This window comes from Streptomyces speibonae, from assembly GCF_984686075.1.
Genome location: NZ_OZ480260.1, coordinates 4,221,517 through 4,245,386, shown reverse-complemented (window position 1 = coordinate 4,245,386; position 23,870 = coordinate 4,221,517). Strand labels below are relative to the sequence as shown.

Annotated in this window: 19 protein-coding genes, 1 tRNA gene and 1 pseudogene; 14 read left to right on the top strand and 7 right to left on the bottom strand. The window is 72.3% G+C overall.

The window, feature by feature from the left end; translation table 11 throughout:
* The first annotated feature begins 78 nt into the window (after positions 1-78).
* The 9 genes from AC5L3C_RS19175 (at position 79) to AC5L3C_RS19135 (ending at position 10,131) form a co-directional block, all read left to right on the top strand.
* A complete protein-coding gene (locus AC5L3C_RS19175) occupies positions 79-885 on the top strand; it encodes a hypothetical protein (protein ID WP_493650046.1) in 807 nt (268 codons plus the stop codon).
* A 189-nt stretch (positions 886-1,074) separates the two neighbouring features.
* Positions 1,075-1,821, top strand: coding sequence for a YcnI family copper-binding membrane protein (locus tag AC5L3C_RS19170; protein WP_493650045.1), 747 nt, complete (start codon positions 1,075-1,077; stop codon positions 1,819-1,821).
* Between the two features lie 101 nt (positions 1,822-1,922).
* Positions 1,923-2,576 carry an SCO family protein gene (locus AC5L3C_RS19165; RefSeq protein ID WP_493650044.1) on the top strand — a complete coding sequence of 218 codons (654 nt, stop codon included), beginning with the start codon at positions 1,923-1,925 and terminating at the stop codon, positions 2,574-2,576.
* Positions 2,573-3,037 carry a copper chaperone PCu(A)C gene (locus tag AC5L3C_RS19160; protein WP_493650043.1) on the top strand — a complete coding sequence of 155 codons (465 nt, stop codon included), beginning with the start codon at positions 2,573-2,575 and terminating at the stop codon, positions 3,035-3,037. The genes AC5L3C_RS19165 and AC5L3C_RS19160 overlap by 4 nt, the downstream gene beginning before the upstream one ends.
* A 13-nt stretch (positions 3,038-3,050) precedes the next feature.
* Positions 3,051-5,198: a copper resistance protein CopC gene (locus AC5L3C_RS19155; protein WP_493650042.1), complete on the top strand. Its 2,148-nt coding sequence runs from the start codon at positions 3,051-3,053 to the stop codon at positions 5,196-5,198.
* 6 nt (positions 5,199-5,204) lie between these two features.
* Entirely contained in the window at positions 5,205-6,488 is a 1,284-nt protein-coding gene (efeB, locus tag AC5L3C_RS19150) for an iron uptake transporter deferrochelatase/peroxidase subunit (protein ID WP_493650041.1), read from the top strand.
* Positions 6,489-6,560: 72 nt separating this feature from the next.
* Complete coding sequence (gene pheA, locus AC5L3C_RS19145) at positions 6,561-7,493, top strand: prephenate dehydratase (RefSeq protein WP_125505436.1); 933 nt, start codon at positions 6,561-6,563, stop codon at positions 7,491-7,493.
* A gap of 560 nt (positions 7,494-8,053) precedes the next feature.
* Positions 8,054-9,331, top strand: a complete 1,278-nt coding sequence (gene serS, locus AC5L3C_RS19140) for a serine--tRNA ligase (RefSeq protein ID WP_493650040.1) — start codon at positions 8,054-8,056, stop codon at positions 9,329-9,331.
* A complete protein-coding gene (locus AC5L3C_RS19135; RefSeq protein WP_493650039.1) occupies positions 9,328-10,131 on the top strand; it encodes an HAD family hydrolase in 804 nt (267 codons plus the stop codon). Before serS ends, AC5L3C_RS19135 begins: the two co-directional genes overlap by 4 nt.
* A gap of 14 nt (positions 10,132-10,145) precedes the next feature.
* Here the strand turns inward: AC5L3C_RS19135 and AC5L3C_RS19130 are convergent.
* From AC5L3C_RS19130 to AC5L3C_RS19110, 5 genes are all read right to left on the bottom strand, one after another.
* Positions 10,146-10,231: transfer RNA gene (locus AC5L3C_RS19130), tRNA-Ser, on the bottom strand.
* Positions 10,232-10,535: 304 nt separating this feature from the next.
* Entirely contained in the window at positions 10,536-11,255 is a 720-nt protein-coding gene (locus tag AC5L3C_RS19125; protein WP_493650038.1) for an ABC transporter permease subunit, read from the bottom strand.
* A gap of 10 nt (positions 11,256-11,265) precedes the next feature.
* A complete protein-coding gene (locus AC5L3C_RS19120; protein WP_493650037.1) occupies positions 11,266-12,177 on the bottom strand; it encodes an ABC transporter ATP-binding protein in 912 nt (303 codons plus the stop codon).
* A complete protein-coding gene (locus AC5L3C_RS19115) occupies positions 12,174-13,088 on the bottom strand; it encodes an ABC transporter permease (protein WP_493650036.1) in 915 nt (304 codons plus the stop codon). The genes AC5L3C_RS19120 and AC5L3C_RS19115 overlap by 4 nt, the downstream gene beginning before the upstream one ends.
* Positions 13,078-14,052, bottom strand: coding sequence for an ABC transporter ATP-binding protein (locus AC5L3C_RS19110; RefSeq protein ID WP_493653931.1), 975 nt, complete (start codon positions 14,050-14,052; stop codon positions 13,078-13,080). The genes AC5L3C_RS19115 and AC5L3C_RS19110 overlap by 11 nt, the downstream gene beginning before the upstream one ends.
* Before the next feature lie 171 nt (positions 14,053-14,223).
* On the opposite strand from AC5L3C_RS19110, the gene AC5L3C_RS19105 reads away from it, so the two are divergent.
* The 5 genes from AC5L3C_RS19105 (at position 14,224) to AC5L3C_RS19085 (ending at position 19,101) form a co-directional block, all read left to right on the top strand.
* Positions 14,224-15,984, top strand: coding sequence for an SDR family oxidoreductase (locus AC5L3C_RS19105; RefSeq protein WP_493650035.1), 1,761 nt, complete (start codon positions 14,224-14,226; stop codon positions 15,982-15,984).
* A 168-nt stretch (positions 15,985-16,152) separates the two neighbouring features.
* The gene (locus AC5L3C_RS19100) at positions 16,153-16,710 is read left to right on the top strand and encodes an RNA 2'-phosphotransferase (protein ID WP_493650034.1); all 558 of its coding nucleotides are present in this window, start codon (positions 16,153-16,155) and stop codon (positions 16,708-16,710) included.
* An 8-nt stretch (positions 16,711-16,718) separates the two neighbouring features.
* Positions 16,719-17,165, top strand: a complete 447-nt coding sequence (locus tag AC5L3C_RS19095) for a hypothetical protein (protein ID WP_493650033.1) — start codon at positions 16,719-16,721, stop codon at positions 17,163-17,165.
* Positions 17,166-17,224: 59 nt separating this feature from the next.
* Entirely contained in the window at positions 17,225-18,127 is a 903-nt protein-coding gene (locus tag AC5L3C_RS19090; RefSeq protein ID WP_493650032.1) for an LLM class flavin-dependent oxidoreductase, read from the top strand.
* Between the two features lie 86 nt (positions 18,128-18,213).
* Complete coding sequence (locus AC5L3C_RS19085; protein WP_493650031.1) at positions 18,214-19,101, top strand: HAD family hydrolase; 888 nt, start codon at positions 18,214-18,216, stop codon at positions 19,099-19,101.
* Between the two features lie 25 nt (positions 19,102-19,126).
* Here the strand turns inward: AC5L3C_RS19085 and AC5L3C_RS19080 are convergent, their stop codons facing one another.
* Together AC5L3C_RS19080 and cydD are read right to left on the bottom strand one after the other, a co-directional pair.
* Positions 19,127-20,185, bottom strand: coding sequence for a M23 family metallopeptidase (locus tag AC5L3C_RS19080; RefSeq protein ID WP_493650030.1), 1,059 nt, complete (start codon positions 20,183-20,185; stop codon positions 19,127-19,129).
* A gap of 163 nt (positions 20,186-20,348) precedes the next feature.
* Positions 20,349-23,864, bottom strand: a pseudogene (gene cydD / locus AC5L3C_RS19075) (thiol reductant ABC exporter subunit CydD); the annotation flags it as partial.
* Positions 23,865-23,870: the final 6 nt, after the last annotated feature.

The window sequence follows — 23,870 nt, the reverse complement described above, 5'->3', positions numbered from 1 at the left end:
AGGTGATCTACCGGTCGTACCTCATCTTGCGGACCTGCCGTACGGCGGACGGGAGGCCGGTGCGATGATGAGCCCGCCATGTCTGCCCCCCACCCGCGCACGAGGCGCTCCGGACGAGGACTCCGGATCATGCGGGCCGCGGTGTTCGCCGCGGTCTGCGTCGTGCTGGCCGGGGCAGGCCACACGCTCGCCTCCTGCGACACCGTCCCGCTGTGGACGCTGGGCGCGGGATTCCTCGCGGCGGTCGCCGTCGCCGCGCCGCTCGCGGGACGCACCCGTTCCATGCCGGGCATCGCGGCGATGCTGGCGTTCGGCCAGACGGCACTGCACACGCTGTTCGGCCTCGGGCAGCACGGCACATCCGGCACGGGTTCGTCGTCCGCGCTCTCCGACGCCGCGCTGGTCGAGCAGGCCGCGCGGCTGCTGTGCGGGCCGACCGCGGCGGGGATCAGCCCGGCGCAGGCCGAGCGGATCCTCACCGACGCGCGGATCCACTCCGGCGGAGCGGACCCCCACGCGGCGGATGCCCTGTCGGCCGCCGCGCCCTCCGCGGCCCTGCTGCCGTCGCTGCCGATGCTGCTCGGCCACCTCCTCGCGGCGACGGCCGCGGGGTGGCTGCTGCGCCGCGGCGACCTGGCGCTGCTGCGCCTGGCCGAGCTGTCGGCGCACGGCGTCGCCGAGGGCACCCTCGTACGGGCCCTCCGCGCGGCGCTCGCCCTGGTGCGGGCCCTGCGCTCCGGGCTCCCGGGAGCACCCGACCGGGCGCCGCGCGCGGTACGCACCGCGCTGCTCGCGCCCTCGGTGCCCCGTACCCCCGTCCTCCAGCACACGGTGATCCGCCGCGGTCCGCCCGCCGCCGTCGCCGCACTCGCTCTCGCCGCCTGAAGCGACCACCACTCCGCCACTGCCGGATCCCCCGGGGGGAGGAGCGGAGGCGCTCGCGTGCGGCACGCGCGCGTGCGTTCCGTCGCCGGTGTACGTCCGGGGCGTCCGCATGAGGATCCCTCCGGCCGCGCACGAGGCGCTTCCCCACCGTCAGTGACAAGAACTCAACCGAAGCGGAGTGCTTCTGCCATGAAGGCTTCCCGAATCGCCGCCGCCGGTGCCGTCGCCGGTGTCACCGTTCTCGCCGTGTCCTCCCCGGCCCTCGCGCACGTCAGCGTGCAGCCCGAGGGCGAGGCGGCGAAGGGCGGTTACGCGGTCGTCGGCTTCAAGGTCCCCAACGAGCGGGACAACGCCTCGACCACCAAGCTCGAGGTCACCTTCCCCACCGACCACCCGCTGGCGTCGGTGATGCCCCAGCCGGTCGAGGGCTGGGACGTCGAGGTCACCACGTCCAAGCTGGACAAGCCGCTGGAGATGCACGGCAAGAAGATCAACGAGGCTGTCTCCAAGGTCACCTGGACCGCCAAGGGCGACGGCATCGAGCCCGGCTTCTACCAGAAGTTCCCGGTCTCCGTGGGCACGCTGCCCGAGGACGCCGACGAACTCGTCTTCAAGGCCCTGCAGACGTACTCCAACGAGGAGGTCGTCCGCTGGATCGAGGTGCCGCAGGAGGGCCAGGAGGAGCCCGAGCACCCGGCTCCCGTGCTCGCCCTCTCCGCGGCCTCCGGGGACCACCACGGCGCCTCGGGCGACGACAAGGCCGCCGACGACGCCGCGCAGGCCGAGAACGCCTCCGCCGAGACCTCCGGCGCCTCCGAGAGCGACTCCGGCGGCACCGACACCACCGCCCGTGTCCTGGGTGTCGTCGGCATCGTGGTCGGTGCCGCGGGCGTCGCCTACGGCGTCCTGGCCGGTCGCCGGCGCACGACCGCCTGACCCCTCCCTCCCTCTTCACGGAGCGCGCCGGGGCCGTCCACGTGCCGTCCACGGTCCCGTGGCCCCGGTGCGCTCCGCAGCACACACCTTCAGGAACTTCCATGCGCAAGAAGACCTTCGCGGCGGCGGCTCTGCTGGCCGTCGCCTCCCTGACCCTCTCCGCCTGCGGCAGCGACAGCGACAGCGGCGACCCCGTCTCCCTGGTGTCCGAGGCTCCCGGCTCGGACAAGGCGGGCACGGTGCTCGAGAAGCCGTTCGAGAAGCCGGACCTCGTCCTGACGGACACCCGCGGCAAGGAGTACGACTTCCGCGAGGAGACCGCGGGCCGGCCCACGCTGATCTACTTCGGCTACACCCACTGCCCCGACGTCTGCCCGCTGACCATGAACAACCTCGCGGTGGCCAAGAAGCAGCTGCCCCAGGAGCAGCAGGACCAGCTGCGGATCGTGTTCGTCACCACCGACCCGGAGCGGGACACCCCCGCCGCGCTCGGCACGTGGCTCAAGGGCATCGACTCCCAGGTCGTCGGCCTGACCGGCGACTTCGACACCATCCAGGCCGGCGCCCGCAGCATCGGCATCTCGATCAATCCGCCGCGCAAGGACGAGAACGGCAAGACCGTCTCCGACCACGGCACCCAGGTCATCGCCTTCTCCCCGAAGACCGATGGCGGCTATGTCCTCTACGGCGAGGACGCCACGGTCGACGACTACACCAAGGATCTCCCCAAGATCATCAAGGGGGAGAAGCCGTGAGGTACCGGACGGCCGCGGCCTCGGCCGTCGTCGGGGTGCTGGCCCTCGCCGGATGCGGCGGCTCGGACGGCTCGGGCTCCGGCGACGGCCGGGCGGAGCTGTCCGTGGGCTCGGCCTACATGCCCCAGCCGGTGTCGGACATGGCCGCCGGCTTCCTCACCATCACCAACGACGGCGACGGCGCGGACCGGCTGACCTCGGTCAGCAGCGACGCCGCCGGCCAGGTCACCGTCCACGAGACGGTCGACGGCGCCATGCGGGAAGCCGGGGCCCTGGACATCCCGGCCCACGGCAGCCTGGTGCTGGAGAGCGGCGGCAGCCATCTGATGTTCGAGCAGCTGAAAGAGAAGCCCCGGCAGGGCCAGAACGTTTCCGTCGAGCTGCGTTTCGAACGGTCCGACCCCCTCACGGTCGAGATCCCGGTGAAGGCGGCCACCTACAACCCGAAGACCGGACACTGAGGGAGACACCCCTGTGACCCAGACCATCGCTCCCCGCGTACGGACCCTGGTGCTGCTGTTCCTGGTGGTCACCGGCGCGCTCCTCGCCGGGGCCGCTCCCGCGTCCGCGCACGCCGCGCTGACCGACAGCGACCCCGCGCGGGATGCGGTGGTCGACACGGCGCCCACCCAGGTCTCGCTGACCTTCTCCGAGCAGATCGCGGTCGGTGACGACGCCGTGCGGGTGCTCGACCCCAAGGGCAAACGGGTGGACAAGGGCGACCCGGCCAACCCGAGCGGCACGATCTACACCGTGACGCTGGTCGGCGGGCTGCCCGACGGCACGTACACCGTCGCCTACCAGGTGGTGTCGGCGGACAGCCATCCCGTCGCCGGGGCCTTCACCTTCTCCATCGGCGCCCCCTCCGAGACGTCCGTCTCGGTCTCGGCGCAGGGCTCCGACGACGGTGTGGTCGGCGTGCTGTACGGCATCGGCCGGTACCTGTCCTACGCCGGTTTCGTGGTCCTGGCCGGCGGGGCGGCGTTCGTGCTCGCCTGCTGGGGGCGCGGCGCCGGGGTGCGGGCGGTGCAGCGGCTGGTGGTCTCCGGATGGCTGGCGCTCACCGGGGCCACGCTGGGGCTGCTGCTGCTGCGCGGCTCCTACACCACGTCCGGGGAACCGGGTGACATCTTCGACCTGTCGCTGCTCGCGGACGTGCTCCAGACCAAGACCGGCGCGGCACTGGTCTCCCGGCTGCTGCTGCTCGCCGCGGCCGCGCTGTTCATAGCGGTCCTGTTCGGGGCCTACGACAAGCGGGAGGACGAGGAGAAGCGGGACCTGTCCTTCGGGCTCGCGGTCGGGGGCACGGTGGTGGCGGCCGGGCTCGCCGCGAGCTGGGCGATGTCGGAGCACGCCTCCCAGGGGCTCCAGCCGGGCGTCGCCATGCCGGTCGACGTGCTCCATCTGCTGGCCGTCGCCGCGTGGCTCGGCGGGCTCACCGCGCTGCTGGTCGCCCTCTTCCGGGCGCCCGCCGAGACGCCGGTCGGCCGGGACGCCGTCCAGCGGTTCTCGCGGCTGGCCTTCGGCAGCGTGGTCACCCTGGTCGTCACCGGGATCTACCAGAGCTGGCGGCAGCTGGGCTCCTGGTCGGCGTTCACCGACACCCGGTACGGGCAGCTGCTGCTCGTCAAGATCGGGCTCGTGGCGGTGCTGGTCGGGATCGCCTCCGTCTCACGGCGGTGGACCGCACGGCTGGCGGGGGCACCCGCGAACGCCGTGTCCGCGCCGGAGGACGCCGCGGAGAAGTCCGACACGGACCGGTCCGCGGCGCGGGCAGGCGTGGCGGCCGCCGGGGAGAGCGGCGAGGCGCGGGGCACGACGGCGGGGCTCGGGGACGGCGTCGCTTCGGGAGCGGAGTCCGGGGAGGACACGGCCCCGGGAGCGGAGACCACGGCCGGCGCCGCATCCAAGGCGTCCGGGGACGGTGCGGCCTCGGAAGCGGAGTCGACGGCTGACGCGGCCTCGGACGTGAAGTCCCATGACAACGCGGCCCCGGAAGCCTCCGGAGACGGCGCCGACTCGAAGGCCGGGGCCGCGCGGGCCGCTCAGCTCGCCCGGCAGCGGGCCGCGATGGAGACCGCCCGGCAGAAGCGGCTGCGCGACGCCGACCCCCGCCGCACCGGCCTGCGTCGCTCCGTACTCGCCGAGGCGGGCGTCGCCGTGGTCCTGCTCGCCGTCACCACCGTGCTGACGCAGACCGAGCCGGGACGCACGGAGCAGGAGGCCGAGGCGGCCGGCTCCGCCTCGTCCTCCGCGCCCGCCGCCACCGGCCAGGGCACCGGAGCGGTGACTCTGACCATGCCCTTCGACACCGGCGGCGAGAACGGCAAGGGTGTCGTCTCGATCGACCTCGAGCCGGCCCGGGTCGGTGACAACGCCATGCACGTCTACGTCGACGGCCCGGACGGCCGCCCCGTCGACATTCCCGAGGTGAAGGTCGCCTTCACCCTCTCCGCCAAGGACCTCGGACCGCTGCCCGTCGTCCCCGACCACATCACCACCGGACACTGGTCGGCGAGCGGAGTGCAGCTCCCCATGACGGGCGACTGGACGATCGAGGTGACCGTGCGCACCTCCGACATCGACCAGGTGACCGTCTCGAAGAACGCGAAGATCGGCTGAACCACCATGGCTGACCAGTCCATTCCACAGACCCGTACGCCACAGGCACCCACGGAGGAGTCCGTCCGGACCACCCGGGGCGGCATCTCCCGGCGCCGGCTGCTCGGCACGGCCGGTGCCACCGGGCTCGTCCTGGGAGCGGCGGGCGGGGCCGTGGGCTACGCGGCGGCGCCCGCCGGAGCCACTCCACTGACCTCGGTCGGTGAGGGCCAGGTGCCGTTTCACGTGAAACATCAGCCCGGCATCACCCAGCCGCTCCAGGCCCGAGGCCATCTGGTCGCCTTCGACCTGGCACCCGGCGCCGGTCGCACGGAGGCGGCCGCACTGTTGCGCCGCTGGTCGGACACGGCCCGGCGGCTGATGGCGGGCGAGCCGAGCGCAGAGGACGACACCGGGGTGGCGCGCGACGCCGGTCCCTCCTCGCTGACCCTCACCTTCGGCTTCGGCCACAGCTTCTTCGAACGCACCGGGCTGGAGAAGCAGCGCCCGGCAGCCCTGGATCCGCTGCCGGACTTCTCCTCCGACCACCTCGACAAGGCGCGCAGCAACGGCGACCTGTGGGTGCAGATCGGCGCGGACGACGCCCTCGTGGCCTTCCACGCCCTGCGCGCCGTGCAGAAGGACGCCGGTGCGGCGGCCAGGGTGCGCTGGCAGATGAACGGCTTCAACCGCTCACCGGGCGCCACCGCTCATCCCATGACCGCCCGCAATCTGATGGGGCAGGTCGACGGCACCCGCAATCCCAAGCCCGCCGACCCCGACTTCGACCAGCGGATCTTCGTACCGGAGAGCGGCGAGCCCGCCTGGATGGCGAACGGCTCCTACGTGGTCGTACGCCGTATCCGCATGCTGCTGGACGACTGGGAGAAGCTGTCCGTCAAGGAGCAGGAGGGCGTCATCGGGCGCCGCAAGTCCGACGGGGCTCCGCTGTCCGGGGGCACCGAGACCTCGGAGATGGACCTGGAGAAGACCGACGCCGAGGGCAACCTGGTCGTGCCGATCAACGCCCACGCGAGGATCACCCGGCCCGACCAGAACGGCGGCGCGGCGATGCTCCGCCGGCCCTTCTCGTACCACGACGGCATCGGCACGGACGGGGTGCCGGACGCGGGTCTGCTGTTCATCTGCTGGCAGGCCGATCCGCTGCGCGGTTTCGTGCCGGTGCAGCGCAAACTGGACCGCGGCGACGCCCTGACGCCGTTCGTCCGGCACGAGGCGAGCGGGCTGTTCGCCGTTCCGGGCGGGGCGGCGGAGGGCGAGTATGTGGGGCAGGCGCTACTGGAGGGATGAGAACGGCCCGGAAGTCACCCCTGAGGGGATTCCGGAAGCCGTCCACGGCCGCGGGCCCATTAGGGTGAGGACATGCCAGCGAGCTATGCGTATCTCGGCCCAGAGGGCACCTTCACCGAAGTCGCCCTGCGCACGCTTCCCGAGGCGGCGACGCGTGAGCTGACGCCGTACGTGTCCGTGCAGTCCGCGCTCGACGCGGTGCGGACGGGCGAGGCCGAGGCCGCTTTCGTCCCCATCGAGAACTCGGTCGAGGGCGGGATCACCACCACGCTCGACGAACTGGTCGCCGGCACCCCGCTGATGATCTACCGCGAGGTGCTGCTGTCGATCACCTTCGCGCTGCTCGTCCGTCCGGGCACCAAGCTGTCGGACATCAAGACGGTCACCGCCCATCCGGCCGCGCAGCCCCAGGTGCGCAACTGGCTGAAGAAGCACCTCCCGGACGCCGTCTGGGAGTCGGCCGCCTCCAACGCCGACGGTGCCCGCCTGGTCCAGGAGGGCCGGTACGACGCCGCCTTCGCCGGTGAGTTCGCGGCCGCCCGGTACGGCCTGGAGGCGCTGGAGACGGAGATCCACGACGCCGAGAACGCCCAGACCAGGTTCGTTCTGGTGGGCCGCCCGGCGCGGCCGGCGGCGCCCACCGGTGCCGACAAGACCTCGATCGTGCTCTGGCAGCGCGACGACCACCCCGGTGGCCTGCGCGATCTGCTGGGCGAGTTCGCCACGCGGGGCATCAACCTGATGCTGCTCCAGTCCCGGCCGACCGGGGCGGGGATCGGCAACTACTGCTTCTGCATCGACGCCGAGGGCCACATCTCGGACCGCCGGATGGCGGAGGCGCTGATGGGGCTCAAGCGGATCTGTCTCCAGGTGCGCTACCTCGGTTCCTATCCGCGGGCGGATGTGGCGCCGGGGGAGGTGCGGCCCCCGTTCCCCGGGACGTCGGACGCGGAGTTCGTGGATGCGGCGGACTGGGTGGCACGCTGCCAGGACGGCCGGTTCTGACCAGAGGGCGTTCTCGGCCACCCGGTCCTACCTGCCGATTGTCATTGTCCACAGGAGTTATCCACAGGTCCGCTTCTCGACCTGGGGACAAGTCGATACGGAAGCGCGACTCCGTCGACAAATCGCCCTACAAGCCATGATCGCATTCATCATCCCGTAGATCACCCTTCACCTCCCTTCGTCCATTGTTTTCCTTTGGTCAACCCTTTGGAGGGAACTCTTTCCACTCAAAAGTAGGGATGGAGGGGGGTTTGTGCGGGGAATCCCCCGGAGGCGCGGAGCGTTTCGGAGTGATCAATTCCGAAGTCCACAGATCTTCCCCACACCCTGTGGATAACTATTTCAGGGGTGAGGATCCCTGTGGACAAGCGGCCCCCAAGTCCCGCTCCGCGTAAGGGATTCGGTCAACCGCACACCCTGGAAGTGACCCGTTCAAGGGGCGAGGCTCCGGCCATTGACCCCGTGGAACACAATGCGCATTCACCCCATAACGGAAAGTGGCCGTTCCGTCGCGAATAGCCAGTCGTGGACGGCCATCCCGCACCGGTAGCCTTGACCACGTGATTGACCTTCGCCTGCTCCGTGAGGACCCCGACCGTGTGCGTGCTTCCCAGCGCGCCCGTGGAGAGGACGTCGCGCTCGTCGACGCCCTCCTGTCTGCCGACGAACGGCGCAGGTCGTCCGGCGTCCGCTTCGACGAGCTGCGCGCCGAGCAGAAGTCGCTCGGCAAGCTCATCCCCAAGGCATCCGGTGACGAGAAGGCCGAGCTGCTGAAGAAGGCCGAACAGCTCAAGGCCGACGTGAAGGCGGCCGACGCCGAGCGCGACGCCGCCGCCACCGAGACCCAGGACCTCCTGCTCAAGCTGAGCAACCTCGTCCACCCCGATGTCCCCGTCGGCGGTGAGGAGGACTTCGTCACGCTGGAGACCCACGGCACCGTCCGCGACTTCGGCGCCGAGGGCTTCGAGCCCAAGGACCACCTGGAGCTCGGCCAGCTGCTCGGCGCCATCGACGTCGAGCGCGGCGCCAAGGTCTCCGGCTCCCGCTTCTACTTCCTGACCGGCATCGGCGCGCTGCTGGAGCTCGCCCTGGTCAACGCCGCGATGGCGCAGGCCACCGCGGCCGGCTTCACCCCGATGCTGACCCCCGCGCTGGTCCGCCCCCAGTCCATGGCGGGCACCGGCTTCCTCGGCCAGGCCGCGCAGGACGTCTACCACCTCGAGAGGGACGACCTGTACCTGGTCGGCACGTCCGAGGTGGCGCTGGCCGCCTACCACAGCGACGAGATCATCGACGCCGACCGGCTGCCGCTGCGGTACGCCGGCTTCTCGCCCTGCTTCCGCCGCGAGGCCGGGTCGCACGGCAAGGACACCCGGGGCATCTTCCGCGTGCACCAGTTCGACAAGGTCGAGATGTTCTCCTACGTGGCCCCCGAGGACTCGCAGGCGGAGCACCAGCGGCTGCTGGAGTGGGAGAAGCAGTGGCTGACCTCGCTGGAGCTGCCGTTCCGCGTGATCGACGTCGCCTCGGGCGACCTGGGCTCCTCGGCCGCGCGTAAGTACGACTGCGAGGCGTGGATCCCCACCCAGGGCAAGTACCGCGAGCTGACCTCGACCTCGGACTGCACCGAGTTCCAGTCGCGCCGGCTGTCGATCCGGGTCCGCGAGGACAAGAAGGTGCGGCCGCTGGCCACGCTGAATGGGACCCTGTGCGCCGTACCGCGCACCATCGTGGCGATCCTGGAGAACCACCAGCAGGCCGACGGCTCGGTCCGGGTGCCGGATGTGCTGCGTCCGTACCTGGGCGGCCGGGAGCTGCTGGAACCGGTCGCCACGTGAGCGGCGGCCTCCCCTACCGGCTCATCGCCACGGATCTCGACGGCACGCTGCTGCGGGACGACCACTCGGTCTCCCGCCGCACCCGTGACGCGCTCACCGCGGCCACCGCGGCGGGCGCGGCGCACATCGTCGTCACCGGCCGCGCGGTGCCCTGGACGCGCCCCATCCTCGACGACCTCGGCTACACCGGTCTGGCCGTCTGCGGCCAGGGCGCCCAGGTGTACGACGCAGGGGCGCGGCGGCTGCTGACCTCGGTGACGCTGGACCGGCAGCTGGCCGGGGTGGCGCTCGCCAAGATCGAGGCGGAGGTCGGGCCGCTGCACCTGGCGGCCAGCCGCGACGGACTCGACGGCGAGGTGCTGGTCGGCCCCGGCTACGAGGTCGTGGGCGCGCTGCCCGCGACCCCGTTCACCGACGCGGCGGACCTGTGGGCGGCGCCGCTGAACAAGCTCTACATCCAGCACCCGGCGTTGGCCTCCGACGAGCTCGCCGAGGCCGCCACCCGCACCGCGGGCGGTTTCGTCACCGTCACCATGGCGGGCGAGGGCATCGTCGAACTGCTCCCGCTCGGTCTGTCGAAGGCGACGGGGCTGTCCCTGGCGGCGCGCCGGCTCGGCGTGAAGGCCGCGGACACCATCGCCTTCGGCGACATGCCCAACGATCTGCCGATGTTCGCCTGGTCCGCGTACGGCGTGGCCATGGCCAACGCCCATCAGGACCTGCGTGCGGTGGCGGACGAGATCACGGCCTCCAACGAGGAGGACGGGATCGCGGTGGTCGTGGAGCAGTTGCTGGGCTGATGCCCGGCGCTGTGCGGAGGATGCACGGATCGAACGTGCGCGGGCTGTAGACCCGACCACGGTTTAGCAAACCGGTGCCTTACCACTCGGCCAATCCTCCGGGTGGGCGGCCCGCGCGACACGATGCGCGCGCTCGAAGCGGCCGCCCCGGGCGGCTCCCCGTGCGGGGCGGACTCGACGGAGCAGTAGGGATTACTCCGGAGTCCGCCGCGGGCCGCCCCGACGGGAGCTGGACGTACTGCCGTGCATCGACATCGTCCCGCTCCCTTCCCGGCACATGGTCGCCGGACGTTCCCGGCGATGCGGACACTCTCACTCTGCCCGCGGCGCGGCGCGGACGCCACCGAATAAAACACCGGTGGCGCCGCTGTCCCGTCGGCGGTGCCGGCCGGAGCGGGTGCCGCTCACTCCTCGCCGGCGAGCGTGAGCGCGCGCAGCTTCTGGCCGGCGTACCAGGTGGCGAGCACGGTGACCGCGGCGAGCAGGACCGTCGCGGTCGTCAGGCCCACGTCCGAGGTGACCAGGTCACCGCCGGCGACCTTCTGTGCCACGGCCAGCGACCACTGCTGCACGCTCAGCGTGCGCGCGCCGGGCACCAGGGAGCCGAACAGTGCCTCCCACACCAGCGCGTAGACCAGACCGAACACCACCGCGTGGCGCGAGACCGTGCCGAGGAGCAGGAAGAGCGCCGCGTACGCGATGGAGGCGACGAGCGCGGCCACCGTGTAGGCGACGGCGACCTGCTGGCCGTTGCCGTTGAGGACGAAGCCCGCGATGAACGTGGGCAGCGCCGAGAACACCATGGTGACGGCGATGGCGACGATCAGCTTGGTGTAGATGATCGTGGGTCGCTTGATCGGCTTGGACAGCAGGTACACGACCGAGCCGTCGTCGATCTCGGGGCCGATCGCCCCGGTGCCCGCGATGACGCCGATGATCGGCACCATGGTGGCGAGCGCGAGTCCGCCGAGGATGTCGGCGGCGGTCTGGTCGTCGGCCCCGGCGAGGGCGCGCACCGCCAGGGAGATCGCGATCAGCAGCAGGGGCAGCGCGCCCAGGATGAGGGCCCGGCGGCGGCCGAGCAGGGCCCGGTAGGTGAGCCGGGCGACTGTGGGGTCGTACATCAGGGGCCTCCTACGCCGCGACGAGATACGAGAAGACGGACTCGAGGGACTCGTCGGAGGGCGAGACCGTGAGCAGCCGGATGCCGTGGTCGCGCGCGACCTTGGGCAGCAGGGACGTGAAGCGGCCGAAGTCGACGGCCTGGATGCGCAGGGCGCCCTCGGCCACGTCCACCTCGATGCCGGACGTCGACGGATCCGCGATCAGCGCGGCCGCGAGCGCGCGGTCGTCGCTGGAGCGCACCAGGTAGCGGTGCGGACGGTCCGTCATCAGGCGGCGGATCCTGCGGAAGTCACCACTGGCGGCGTGCCGGCCGGCGACGACGACCTCGATGTGCCAGGCGAGCTGCTCGACCTCTTCGAGGATGTGGGACGAGAACAGCACGGTGCGGCCCTCGTCGCCCATGCGCCGCAGCAGGTCCATCAGCTGCATGCGCTGGCGCGGGTCCATGCCGTTGAAGGGCTCGTCCAGCAGGAGCAGCGACGGGTCGTGGACCAGCGCGGAGGCCATCTTCACGCGCTGGCGCATGCCCTTGGAGTACGTGGCGATCTTGCGGTCCTGCGCATACTCCATCTCCACCGTGGCCAGCGCCCTCTGGGCGGCCTTGGCGCCCAGACCGTGCAGTTCGGCGTTGGCGACGACGAACTCGCGGCCGGTGAGGAAGTCGTACATCGCCTCGCGCTCGGGGACGATGCCGATGTGCCGGTAGATGGCCTCGTTGCGCCACACCTGCTGCCCGTCGAGGGTGACGGACCCGGTGGAGGGGGCGAGGAAGCCGCCCATCATGTTGATGAGGGTGGACTTGCCCGCGCCGTTGGGGCCGAGCAGGCCGGTGACGCCGGGGCCGATGGTCATGGTGATGTCGTTGACGGCGACCACGTTGCCGAACCAGCGGGAGACGTGGTCGATGCTGAGCGTGGTCACAGTCCCACCTTCTTGTAGCGGCGCACCAGGAGGCCGTAGCTCGCGGCGATCAGGCCGAGGCAGAAGACGACGTACACGACGCCCTCGGCGTTGGTCGGGCCCACTCCGCCCGGGAAGGCGGAGGTCGCGCCCAGGAAGGCGGACTGCACACCGTCGATGAGAGTGATCGGCGAGAACAGGCCGATCCAGGCGACGCCGTCGCCGTCGCTCTGCACCTCCGCGATCGCCTGGAGCGTGGAGACCGCGCCGTAGGAGATGGTGAGCACCGCGATCACGGCCGCGATGCCGAAGCCGCGGCGCGGGGTGACCGACGCGATGACCAGGCCGATGCCGGCGAAGAGCAGCGAGAGCAGTGCCACGGAGACGAGTCCCTGTGCGAATCCCTTGGTCTGGTCGGTGAAGTCGAGCTTGGCCAGCAGCGCGCCGATGTACAGCACCAGCAGGGGAGCGGCCGTGAGGACGAACAGCGCCGAGGCCAGCGCGGCGAACTTGGCGCGCACGTAGTCGCCGGTCTCGATGGGCCGTGAGAAGTACAGCGGCACGGTCTTGAAGCGCAGGTCGCGCGAGACGGACTGGGGCGCCTGGGAGGCGACGTACAGGCTGATGACGGCCTGCATGATGACCGCGTAGCGCGTGTAGTCGACGGGCAGGTCGTTGGCCTTGGTGGCGACGGCGACGGCCACCATGATGGCGGCGGGCACGCACATCACCACGAACAGCAGCATCGGCAGCACCTTGGACTTCACCGAGCGGCCGAGGCCGTAGGCGCCGCGCAGGGACTGCGAGTACAGCGAGCGGGTGGCGTAGCCGCGGCCCAGGCGGGGGCCGTCGTAGGAGCGGTAGCCGATGTTGTGGATACGGGTGTCACCCGGTGCAGTGGCAGGTGTCTGCATGGACTGCTCAGCTGCCATGGCCGACCGCCTCCTTCCGTGCCTCGTCGCGGTTCTCGTCGCTGTCGGTGAAGACCTCGGAGATGTGGTGCCGGCGCTGTTCCATGCGCACCAGGCCCAGGCCGAGGTCCGCGATGACGTCCCGGACCAGGTCGTAGGTCTCCTCGCCCTGCGCGGTGAGCAGCAGGATGTGTCCGGCGCCGGGCAGCCCGCTGCCGTCCTCGGTGTCCACCCCGCGCGCGTGGAGCGCCTCGCGCACCGCGCGGGTGCCGTCCGGGTGCTCGTCGGTGTCGGTGACCTCGATGGCGAGGGTCGTGGTGGTCTGGGTGAAGTCCGTGGTGGAGCTGGAGCGCAGCAGCTTGCCGCCGTCGATGACGACGACGTGGTCGCAGGTGCGCTCCAGCTCGCCCAGCAGGTGGGAGGTGACCAGGACCGAGATGCCGAAGTCGGTGTGGATCCGGCGGATCAGCCCGAGCATGTCGTCGCGGCCGACCGGGTCGAGGCCGTTGGTCGGCTCGTCCAGGAAGACCAGCTGGGGGTCGTGCACGAGGGCCTGCGCGAGCTTGACGCGCTGCTTCATGCCGGTGGAGTAGCCGCCGATGGGACGGTAGCGCTCCTCGTACAGGCCGACGTGGCGCAGCGTGTCCGCGGTGCGCTCCCGCGCGGCGGTGGGCGGCAGGCCGGACATGCGCGCCATGTGGACGACGAACTCGGTGGCCGAGACGTCCGGTGGCAGGCAGTCGTGTTCCGGCATGTAGCCGACCCGCTCGCGGATGGCGGCGCCCTTGGTGGCGACGTCGAGGCCGAGCACTTCGGCGCGGCCCTCGGAGGCGGGGGACAGACCCAACAGGATCTTGATCAGTGTGGACTTGCCGGCTCCATTGGCTCCGACGAGTCCGGTCACACCGGGCCCGACGTCCACGGAGAGCCGGTCAAGAGCGGTCACCCGGGGGAACCGCTTGCTCAGGCTTTCGGTCGCGATCACAGTCACGTCCATGACACTAGTGAGCCGCGCCACTCCGGTCGTCAGACCGGAGAGCCGTCTTGGAGTCCGCCTGGAGTCGTACGGGCCCGTAGGGGAAGCCCTGCCTGAGAGTTATGCACAGGCTCGGGGGCCCTGTTGACGGGCTCTCCGGCCACTGTCAGATTCGCCGGTGTGACGGGACTGGAAGGCGCGCGGGAGCGCCGGGTGCGGGCGGACGGGGTCGACCTGTGCGTGGCCGAGCTGGGCGATCCGGGGCGGCCGACGGTCGTCCTGGTGCACGGATACCCGGACAGCAAGGAGGTGTGGTCCGAGGTGGCGTCGCGGCTCGCCGGGCGCTTCCATGTCGTGGCGTACGACGTCCGGGGCCACGGACGGTCCACGGCGCCGCGTCCGCTGCGCGGCGGGTTCACCCTGGAGAAGCTGACCGACGACTTCCTGGCCGTCGTGGACGCGGTCAGCCCGGACCGGCCGGTGCACCTGGTGGGGCACGACTGGGGCTCGGTGCAGTCCTGGGAGTTCGTGACGGCCGGCCGCACCGAGGGGCGGATCGCCTCCTTCACGTCGATGTCCGGCCCGTCGCTGGACCACTTCGGGCACTGGATCGAACGCCGGGTGAAGCGGCCGACCCCGCGCCGGGTGGGCCAGCTGCTGGGCCAGGGCGCCAAGTCCTGGTACGTGTACCTGCTGCACACGCCCGTGCTGCCGGAGCTGGCCTGGCGCGGGCCGCTCGGCGCGGTCTGGCCGCAGCTGCTCGCGCGCGTCGAGAAGGTGCCCGGGGACGGCTATCCGACCGCGTCCCTGCGGTCGGACGCGGCCCACGGCGCCTGGCTCTACCGGGACAATGTGCGGCGCCGGCTGCGCAGCCCGCGCGCGGACGCCTACGCGCACGCCCCCGTGCAGCTCATCACGCCCCTGGAGGACGCGTTTCTCTCGGAGGGGCTCTCGGAGGACCTGGAGCAGTGGGCGCCGCGGCTGACCCGGCGGACGCTGCCGGCCCGGCACTGGGTCCCGCGCAGCCGCCCCGATCAGCTGGCGACCTGGATCTCCGATTTCGTGACGTCCGTGGAGGCGGGCCGGCCGGAGGCGTCCGCCGCGGGGCCGTACGCCGACCGGTTCGGCGGGCAGCTGGTCCTGGTCACGGGCGCGGGCAGCGGTATCGGGCGCGCCACCGCGCTCGCGTTCGCGGAGGCGGGCGCGCGAGTGCTGGCGGTCGACAGGGACGCGGAGGCCGCGGCCCGCACCGCCGGGGAGGCGCGCCGTCGCGGCGCGGCGGAGGCGTGGGCGGAGCAGGCGGACGTGTCCGACGAGCAGGACATGGAGAAGCTGGCCGAGTGGGTGACCACCGAGCACGGGGTGGTGGACGTCCTGGTGAACAACGCCGGCATCGGGCTGGGCGGCTCGTTCTTCGACACCACCACCCAGGACTGGAAGCGGGTTCTGGACGTCAACCTGTGGGGGGTGATCCACGGCTGCCGGCTCTTCGGGAAGCGGATGGCGGAGCGCGGGCAGGGCGGCCACATCGTGAACGTCGCCTCGGCGGCGGCGTTCCAGCCGTCCAGGGCGCTGCCCGCCTACGGCACGTCGAAGGCCGCGGTGCTGATGCTGAGCGAGTGCCTGCGCGCGGAGCTGGCGGAGCGGGCCATCGGCGTGTCGGCGATCTGTCCCGGCTTCGTCGACACCGCCATCACCTCCACCGCGCGGTTCGCGGGCGCGGACGCCGAGGAGGAGCGGCGGCTGCGGAGGCGGGTGGCGCGGCTGTACGGGATGCGCGGCTATCCGCCGGAGCGCGTCGCCGCCGCGGTCCTGCGGGCGGTGGTGCGCGATGAGGCGGTGGTGCCGGTCACTGTGGAGGCGCGGACGGCATACGTCCTGGCGCGGTGGATGCCGGGTGCGCTGCGGCGGATCGCGCGGGTGAAACCGCCGCTGCGGTGACGCCGGGGAGGGACGGCGGGAGAGAACGGCGGGCGGGGACGGCGGGCGGGGACGGCGGTTGTCCACAGAATCTCCAAATCCCCTGTGGATAACCGCACTTGGCTGTGGATCAAACCTCCGGAGCAAAATCGATCGCGTGATCCGCGTCTCTCCCGGCAGTCTGAACGGATGGACGAAAGACGCATCGTCAAGGTGTCGAAGTACCTCGCCAAGCATCTGCGCCATCAGCCCGAGCGCATCGGGCTCACCCTCGACGACGGCGGATGGGTCGAGATCGAGACGCTGATCTCGGCGGCGGCCGCGCACGGCTTCCGGTTCACCCGTGAGGAACTGGACCATGTCGTCGCCACCAACGACAAGCGGCGCTTCGCCGTCGACGGCACCCGGATCCGCGCCAGCCAGGGGCACAGCGTCGAGGTCGACCTCGGGCTCCCGGCCGCCGCTCCGCCGCCGTACCTCTACCACGGGACCGTCCCCCGCAACCTCGACGCGATCCGTGCCGAAGGGCTGCGCCCCATGAACCGGCACGCCGTGCACCTCTCCGCCGACCGCGGGACGGCGACCCGCGTCGGGGCCCGCCGGGGCAGGCCGGTCGTACTGTCCGTGGACGCCGGTGCCATGCACCGCGACGGCCATGTCTTCCACGTCAGCGCGAACGGCGTCTGGCTGACGCAGGCCGTACCGAGCCGGTACCTGCGTTTCCCCGACGGCAACGGACGTGCATGATCGGCGGTATGCACCACCTGCCCAGCACCGAGGCCGCCGTGACCGCCCTCCGTGCCCTCGCCGGCACCTACGCGCGCGAGATCGAGGTCAGCCACGACATCGGCGCGGACCAGACCTCACGCCGCACAGCGGCCGGCGTCGGCGTCAGCACGGACCCCGACGGCTCCCTCCCCCATGAGGCCTACATCGAGTTCGGCGGCCTGCCCCGGGTGAGCGTCCGGCTCTACCCCGAGGACGACGCGCTGATCGATGTCGAGGGCGTGGAGTTCCCCGACGTCCCCCGGGACGACGTGCCGGCCTTCCTGCGCTCCCTCTTCGACGGACTGGCCCACGTCAGGGCACGGCGCTTCCCTCCGGGCTACTTCCTGATCGTGCCCCTGCCGGGAGACCGGACGCACAAGGAGTTCATCCCCATGATCCTGCTCACACCCTGGCTGAGCGCCCGCGTGCGGTGACGGACGCGCGGGGCGGGTGTTTCACGTGAAACCTGCGGCCTGCCCATAGGCTCGACGGCATGAGCCTGCGCCTGAGCACCGTGATCCTCCCCTACCGCCGCTGGCACGAGGGCAGCCGTACGGCATGGATGCGCGCCGAGGAACTCGGCTTCCACACGGGGTACACCTACGACCACCTGTCCTGGCGCACGTTCCGGGACGGCCCGTGGTTCGGCGCCGTCCCCACCCTGACCGCCGCCGCGTGCGTCACCGACCGGATGCGCCTCGGCACGCTGGTGACCTCGCCGAACTTCCGGCACCCGGTCACCCTCGCCAAGGAACTGATCTCCCTCGACGACATCTCCGGCGGCCGTGTCACGCTCGGCATCGGCGCGGGCGGCACCGGCTTCGACGCCACCGCGCTCGGTCAGGAGCCGTGGACCCCGCGCGAGCGCGCCGACCGCTTCGCCGAGTTCGTGCCGCTGCTCGACCGGCTGCTCACCGAGGACTCGGTCTCCTACAAGGGCGACTTCTACGCGGCGCACGAGGCACGCAACATCCCGGGCTGTGTGCAGCGGCCCCGGCTCCCCTTCGCGGTGGCGGCCACCGGACCGCGCGGGCTGCGGCTCGCGGCGCGCCATGGACAGGCGTGGGTGACCACGGGCGACCCCAGGCTGTACGAGAGCGGCACGCCCGAGCAGTCGCTTCAGGCCATCCGCGGTCAGGCGGAACGGCTGGCCGACGCCTGCGCCGAGCTCGGCCGGGATGTGACCGGGCTCGACAAGATCCTCCTCACCGGATTCACCCCGGACCGCAACCGTCCGCTGGCGTCCCTGGACGCCTTCGTCGACTTCGCGGGCCGCCACATGGAGCTGGGCTTCACCGAGATCGTCGTGCACTGGCCCATCCCGGACACGGACTTCGCCGCCGACCAGAAGATCTTCGAACGCATCGCCATGGAAGCACCGGTGCAGCTGCGGTGAGCCGGGCCGGCCGCAGGCACGGGAGGACCGCCGGCAACGGCGGTAACCACTCAGATGTGCGGGGTCCCGCACGGTCGTGCGGGCATATGCGGGACAATGGCCGGGTGACCTCAGCGACCCGACAGCCCGACACCCCGGCAGCCCTCACTCCACCGCGGCTCATCGCGACCGACCTCGACGGCACCCTGCTGCGCGACGACAAGTCGGTGTCCCCCCGCACGATCGCCGCACTGGCCGCCGCCGAGGAAGCCGGGATCGAGGTCTTCTTCGTCACCGGCCGCCCGGCCCGCTGGATGGACGTCGTCAGCGACCACGTCCACGGCCACGGCCTGGCCATCTGCGGAAACGGTGCGGCCGTCGTCGACCTGCACGGCGGCCCCGGGGCCCACCGGTTCGTGCAGGTCCGCGAGCTGCCCCGCAAGAACGCTCTGGACGCGGTCCAGCTGCTGCGCGACGCCGCCCCCGGCACCGTGTACGCCGTCGAGCAGACCTACGGCTTCAACCAGGAGCCCGACTACCCGAAGCTGCACATGGAGATCCCGGACACCCTGGCCCCCGCCGAGGACCTGCTGGCTCCGGACTCCCACACCGCCGGCGAATCGGTGCTCAAGATCCTCGCCTACCACCCCGAGATCGAACCCGACGCCTTCCTCACCCTGGCCCGGATCGCCATCGGTGACCGCGCCGACGTCACCCGCTCCAGCCCCAGCGCCCTGCTGGAGATCAGCGGCCCGGGGGTGTCCAAGGCCAGCACGCTCGCCCTGTGCTGCGCCGAGCGCGGCATCTCCCACGAGGAGGTCGTCGCCTTCGGGGACATGCCGAACGACGTCGAGATGCTGACCTGGGCGGGCCGCTCCTACGCGATGGGCAACGCCCACCCGGACGTGCTGGCCGCCGCCTCGGGCCGCACCATCGCCAACAACGACGACGGCGTCGCCGTGGTGATCGAGCGGCTGATCGACGGGCGGGCGTAGCCCGACCGACACGCCGGGAGACCACTCAGAGCGACACTCCGTGCCGGGCCAGCCATGACACGGGGTTCACCGCGGACCCCATCTCGGGCGTGACCCGTACCTCGAAGTGCAGATGCGGCCCCGTGGAGTTGCCACTGGTGCCGGACTGGCCGATCCACTGCCCCGCCGTGACCCGGTCGCCCTGGTCGACGGCGACCGCGGCGAGATGGGCGTACTGGGTGTAGTAGCCGCCCGCGTGCTCGAGCACGATCTCGATGCCGAAGGGCCCGCCGCAGGACACCTTCACCACCCTGCCGGTCCCCACGGCCCGCACCGGCGTCCCGATCGGCACCGCGAAGTCCTGCCCGGTGTGCCGGTTCGCCCACCGCGCGCCGCCGCTGCCGTACGACGCGGACAGCTCGTACGTCTCCACCGGCGCCACCCAGCCGCTGTCGAACCGTGTCTCCGGCTGGTCCAGCCGGATGGCGCCGCGGCAGGCGCCCGCCGCGACCGAGGCGTCCGCCTGGCCCTGGAGCTTCCACCGCGCCGTTTCGAGCTTCGCCTCGATGCGCTGCTTCAGGTCGGCGAGTTCGGCGTTCCGTTTCTCCAGCCTGCGCCACGCCGCCGCGGCCTTCGCCTCGTCGCGAACCAGCCGGGCCTCGGCCCGCTCGCTCCGGCCGATCGCCTTGTCCAGCGTCCCCTCGGCCTGCGCGACCGCCCGCTGACCGCGCATCAGCTCATCGGGGTCGTCCGCGAGCAGCATGTGCGCGGTGAGGGGCAGCCCGCCGCCGTCCCGGTACTGGGAGCTGGCGATGCGACCCAGGCTCTTGCGCAGTTCGGCCATCTCCCGGCGTTCGTGGTCGAGCCGCTCCTCCAGCCGCTGGGCCCTGGCCCGCTGCTCCTCGGCCTCGCGCCGGCCGGCCTCGTACCGCTCCGTCGCCGTGGCCGCTTCCTCGTAGAGCCGCGCCACCTCCGCGCCGATGCCGGAGGCGGAGCCGTGACCGGGGACGTGGGAGCCGTCGCCGTCGGTGGGCCGGGCGGCGAGCACGGCGAGCGCGCACAGCAGCACGGCGACGAGCAGCGGATGGCGGCGGGTGAAGCGCATGACTGCGATCCTGGACCCCGTCGCGGCGCGCGGTCCTGTTCATGTCGTACACATGGGGGAGCGCTCACCCCGGACGGCACACCGATACCGCCGAACAGCCGTCATAAGAGCCGGTTGACGTCGTGTCACACGCGGCGCCCTCCCCTGTTCCGGCGTTCTGACGTGCCACCACCAGCGGCTCCGCTTGCGCCTCCTGCCGCACCATGTCCCGCAACGGGCCGTCCACGGCGGCGAGTTCGGCGTACGGCCCGTGCTGGACCACCCGTCCCCCGTTCAGCACGACGACCTCGTCCACCGCCTCCAAGTTGGCGAGCCGATGGGTGATGAGCACGGTCGTGCGGCCCTCGGTGGCCCCGAGCAGATCGGCGGTGAGCGCGTCGGCGGTCCGCAGGTCGAGGTGTTCCGCGGGTTCGTCCAGCACCAGCACGGGGAAGTCCGCGAGCAACGCCCGGGCGAGCGCCAGCCGCTGCCGCTGCCCGCCGGACAGCCGCGTCCCGTGCTCACCGACGAGCGTGTCCAGCCCGTCGGGCAGGCCGTCGGCCCACTCCAGCAGCCGGGCCCGGCCGAGCGCGTCGCGCAGTTCGTCCTCGGTCGCGTCCTTCCGGGCGAGCAGCAGGTTCTCCCGGATCGAGCTGTTGAAGAGGTGCGCGTCCTGGGCGCACAGACCGACCAGCCGCCGTACGTCGTCGCCGTCGAGGGCGCAGGCGTCCACCCCGGCCAGCGTGTACGAGCCCGCGCCCGGGTCCAGGAACCGCAGCAGCACCTGGGCGAGCGTCGTCTTGCCCGACCCGGAGGGGCCGACCACCGCGATCCGGCGGCCCCGCTCCAGGGTCAGGTCCAGCCCGGCGAGTGCGTCCCGGTCCTGACCGGGATGCCGGGCGGCCAGCCCCCTCACGACGAGCGGGAACGGCGACACGGGCGCCGACCGGGGTACCTCCGGCTCCCGTACGGGTACCGGGGCGTCCAGGACCTCGTACACCCGCTCGGCGCTCCGGCGTACCCGCTGCCGGTACTGCACGGCGAGCGGCATGCCGAGGACGGCCTCGAACGCGGCCAGCGGGGTGAGGATCACGACGGCCAGGGCCACACCCTCCAGCCGTCCGCCGGCCACGGCCCCGACGCCGGCGAGCGCGGCAGCCGCGACGGTCAGCCCGGAGATCAGTGCGGTGAGCCCGTCGCCGAGCGCGGTGGCGGTGGCCGCGCGCGAGGCGATCCGGGTGAGCGCGGTGTCGGCCCGGGCCGCCTCGGCGGTCCGCGCGGGCAGGGCGCCCGCGACGGTCAGCTCGGCGGTGCCGGTGAGCACATCGGCGACCCGGGTCGCCAGGACGCCCCGGGCCGGTGCCAGCCTGCGTTCCGCGCGGCGGGCCACGGCACCGGTCAGCAGGGGCACACCGGCCCCCGCCGCGAGGAGCCCGGCCGCGAGCACGGCCCCGGCCTCGGGCAGCAGCCACGCGGTGAAACCGACCGACAGAGCGGAGACGGCCACGGCGGCGCCCGCCGGCAGCAGCCAGCGCAGCCAGTAGTCCTGGAGGGCGTCCACGTCGGAGACCAGCCGGGTGAGCAGGTCACCCCGGCGGGAGTCGCGCAGCCCCGCGGGCGCCAGCCGCTCCAGGCGTCGGTAGACCGCGACCCGGGTGTCGGCCAGCATCCGCAGGACGGCGTCGTGCGACACGAGCCGCTCGGCGTAGCGGAACACGGCCCGCCCGATACCGAAGGCCCGGGTGGCCGTCACGGCGACCATCAGATACAGCACGGGCGGCTGCTCCGACGCCCGCGAGATGAGCCAGCCGGACGTCGCCATGAGGCCGACGGCGCTGCCCAGGGCGAGGCCGGCGAGCAGCAGCGCGAGCGTGATCCTCCCCCGCCGGGCACCGGACAGGGCGCGGACGCGGGCGAGGACACCTCCCGGCGCCGGTGCCTCCCCGGTACCCGCCGGCCCGCCGGCGAACGGGTCCGGGGCGCGCGTGCTCTCCTCGGCCGGTCCGGCTTCCCGGTGCTCCGGGGAACCGGCCGCACGATGCACGGGTGCCGCGCGGTCCGGGGCCGGAGCCGGTTCGCCCAGCCGCACCACCCGGTCCGCGACGGCCAGCAGGGCCGGCCGGTGCACCACGAGCAGCACCGTCCGTCCGGCCGCCAGCCGTCGTACCGCCGCCACGACCTCGGCCTCGGTGGCGCCGTCCAGCGCGGCCGTCGGCTCGTCGAGCAGCAGCACGGGCCGGTCGGCGAGGAACGCGCGGGCCAGCGCGAGCCGCTGCCGCTGCCCGGCCGACAGCCCCGCTCCGTCCTCGCCGAGCACGGTGCCCGTGCCCTCGGGCAGCGCGTCCACGAACTCCAGCGCCCCCGCGTCGCGCAGGGCACGCCGTACGGCGTCGTCGTCCGCCCCGGGACGGGCCAGCCGTACGTTCTCGGCGATCGTCCCGGCGTACAGGTGCGGACGCTGCGGCACCCAGGCGACGCGGCCGTGCCACGCGGCGAGGTCGAGCCCGGCCAGATCCGCCCCGCCGATCCGCACCCGCCCCTCGGCGGGCCGGACGAACCCCAGCACGACGTTCAGCAGGGTCGACTTCCCCGCCCCGCTCGGTCCCACGAGCGCGACCGTCTCCCCGGGCTCCACCGTGAAGGACACGCGGGTCACGGCGTCCGTGTCCCGGCCCGGGTAACGGGCCGTCACGTCCTCGAAGGAGACGGCGCCCTCCGGCACCGCGCCCGTTCCGCGGCCGGGGACCGGCGTCTCCAGTACGGCGAAGATCTCCTCGGCCGCTCCGAGGCCCTCCGCCGCCGCGTGGTACTGCGCACCCACCTGACGCAGCGGCAGATAGGCCTCCGGCGCCAGGATCAGGATGACCAGACCGGTGTAGAGGTCCATTTCGCCGTACACGAGCCGCATGCCGACCGTCACGGCGACCAGGGCCACCGAGAGCGTGGCGAGCAGTTCGAGCGCGAAGGAGGAGAGGAAGGCGATCCGCAGCGTGCGCATGGTGGCCCGCCGGTACTCGGCGGTGATCCGCCGGATCGACTCCGCCTGAGCCTTGGCCCGCCCGAACACCTTCAGCGTCGGCAGTCCCGCGACGACATCGAGGAAGTGGCCGGAGAGCCGGGACAGCAGCAGCCACTGACGGTCCATCCGGGACTGGGTGGCCCAGCCGATCAGCACCATGAAGACCGGGATCAGCGGCAGGGTGCCGACGATGATCGCCGCCGAGACCCATTCCTCGGTGACGATCCGCGCCAGCACCGCCGCCGGCACGACCACCGCGAGACCCAGCTGAGGGAGGTAGCGGGAGAAGTAGCCGTCGAGCGCGTCGACGCCACGGGTCGCCAGGGTGACCAGCGATCCGGTGCGCTGTCCGGCCAGCCACTGCGGTCCCAGCGCCGTCGCCCGGCTCAGCAGCCGCCCCCGCAGCTCCGACTTCACCGCGGCGCTCGCCCGGTGCGCGGCCAGTTCCGTCAGCCAGCCGACCAGGCCCCGGCCCAGGGCGACGGCGACGAGCAGCAGCAGGGGAGTGCGCAGGGCGGCGACGGACCGGCCGTCCTCGAACGCGCCCACCACGATCTCGGCGATGAGCATGGCCTGGGCGATGACCAGCACCGCGCCGGCGACGCCCAGGCCGACGACCGCCACCAGGAAACCCCGGGTGGCACGCGCGTACCGGAGCAGGCGCGGGTCGATTGGTTTCACGTGAAA

Coding starts and splice junctions, on each gene's coding strand:
- AC5L3C_RS19175 (WP_493650046.1), top strand. CDS start 79: ATGTCTGCCCCCCACCCGCGCACGAGGCGCTCCGGACGAGGACTCCGG.
- AC5L3C_RS19170 (WP_493650045.1), top strand. CDS start 1,075: ATGAAGGCTTCCCGAATCGCCGCCGCCGGTGCCGTCGCCGGTGTCACC.
- AC5L3C_RS19165 (WP_493650044.1), top strand. CDS start 1,923: ATGCGCAAGAAGACCTTCGCGGCGGCGGCTCTGCTGGCCGTCGCCTCC.
- efeB (WP_493650041.1), top strand. CDS start 5,205: ATGGCTGACCAGTCCATTCCACAGACCCGTACGCCACAGGCACCCACG.
- pheA (WP_125505436.1), top strand. CDS start 6,561: ATGCCAGCGAGCTATGCGTATCTCGGCCCAGAGGGCACCTTCACCGAA.
- AC5L3C_RS19125 (WP_493650038.1), bottom strand. CDS start 11,255: ATGTACGACCCCACAGTCGCCCGGCTCACCTACCGGGCCCTGCTCGGC.
- AC5L3C_RS19115 (WP_493650036.1), bottom strand. CDS start 13,088: ATGGCAGCTGAGCAGTCCATGCAGACACCTGCCACTGCACCGGGTGAC.
- AC5L3C_RS19100 (WP_493650034.1), top strand. CDS start 16,153: ATGGACGAAAGACGCATCGTCAAGGTGTCGAAGTACCTCGCCAAGCAT.
- AC5L3C_RS19095 (WP_493650033.1), top strand. CDS start 16,719: ATGCACCACCTGCCCAGCACCGAGGCCGCCGTGACCGCCCTCCGTGCC.
- AC5L3C_RS19090 (WP_493650032.1), top strand. CDS start 17,225: ATGAGCCTGCGCCTGAGCACCGTGATCCTCCCCTACCGCCGCTGGCAC.
- AC5L3C_RS19085 (WP_493650031.1), top strand. CDS start 18,214: ATGCGGGACAATGGCCGGGTGACCTCAGCGACCCGACAGCCCGACACC.
- AC5L3C_RS19080 (WP_493650030.1), bottom strand. CDS start 20,185: ATGCGCTTCACCCGCCGCCATCCGCTGCTCGTCGCCGTGCTGCTGTGC.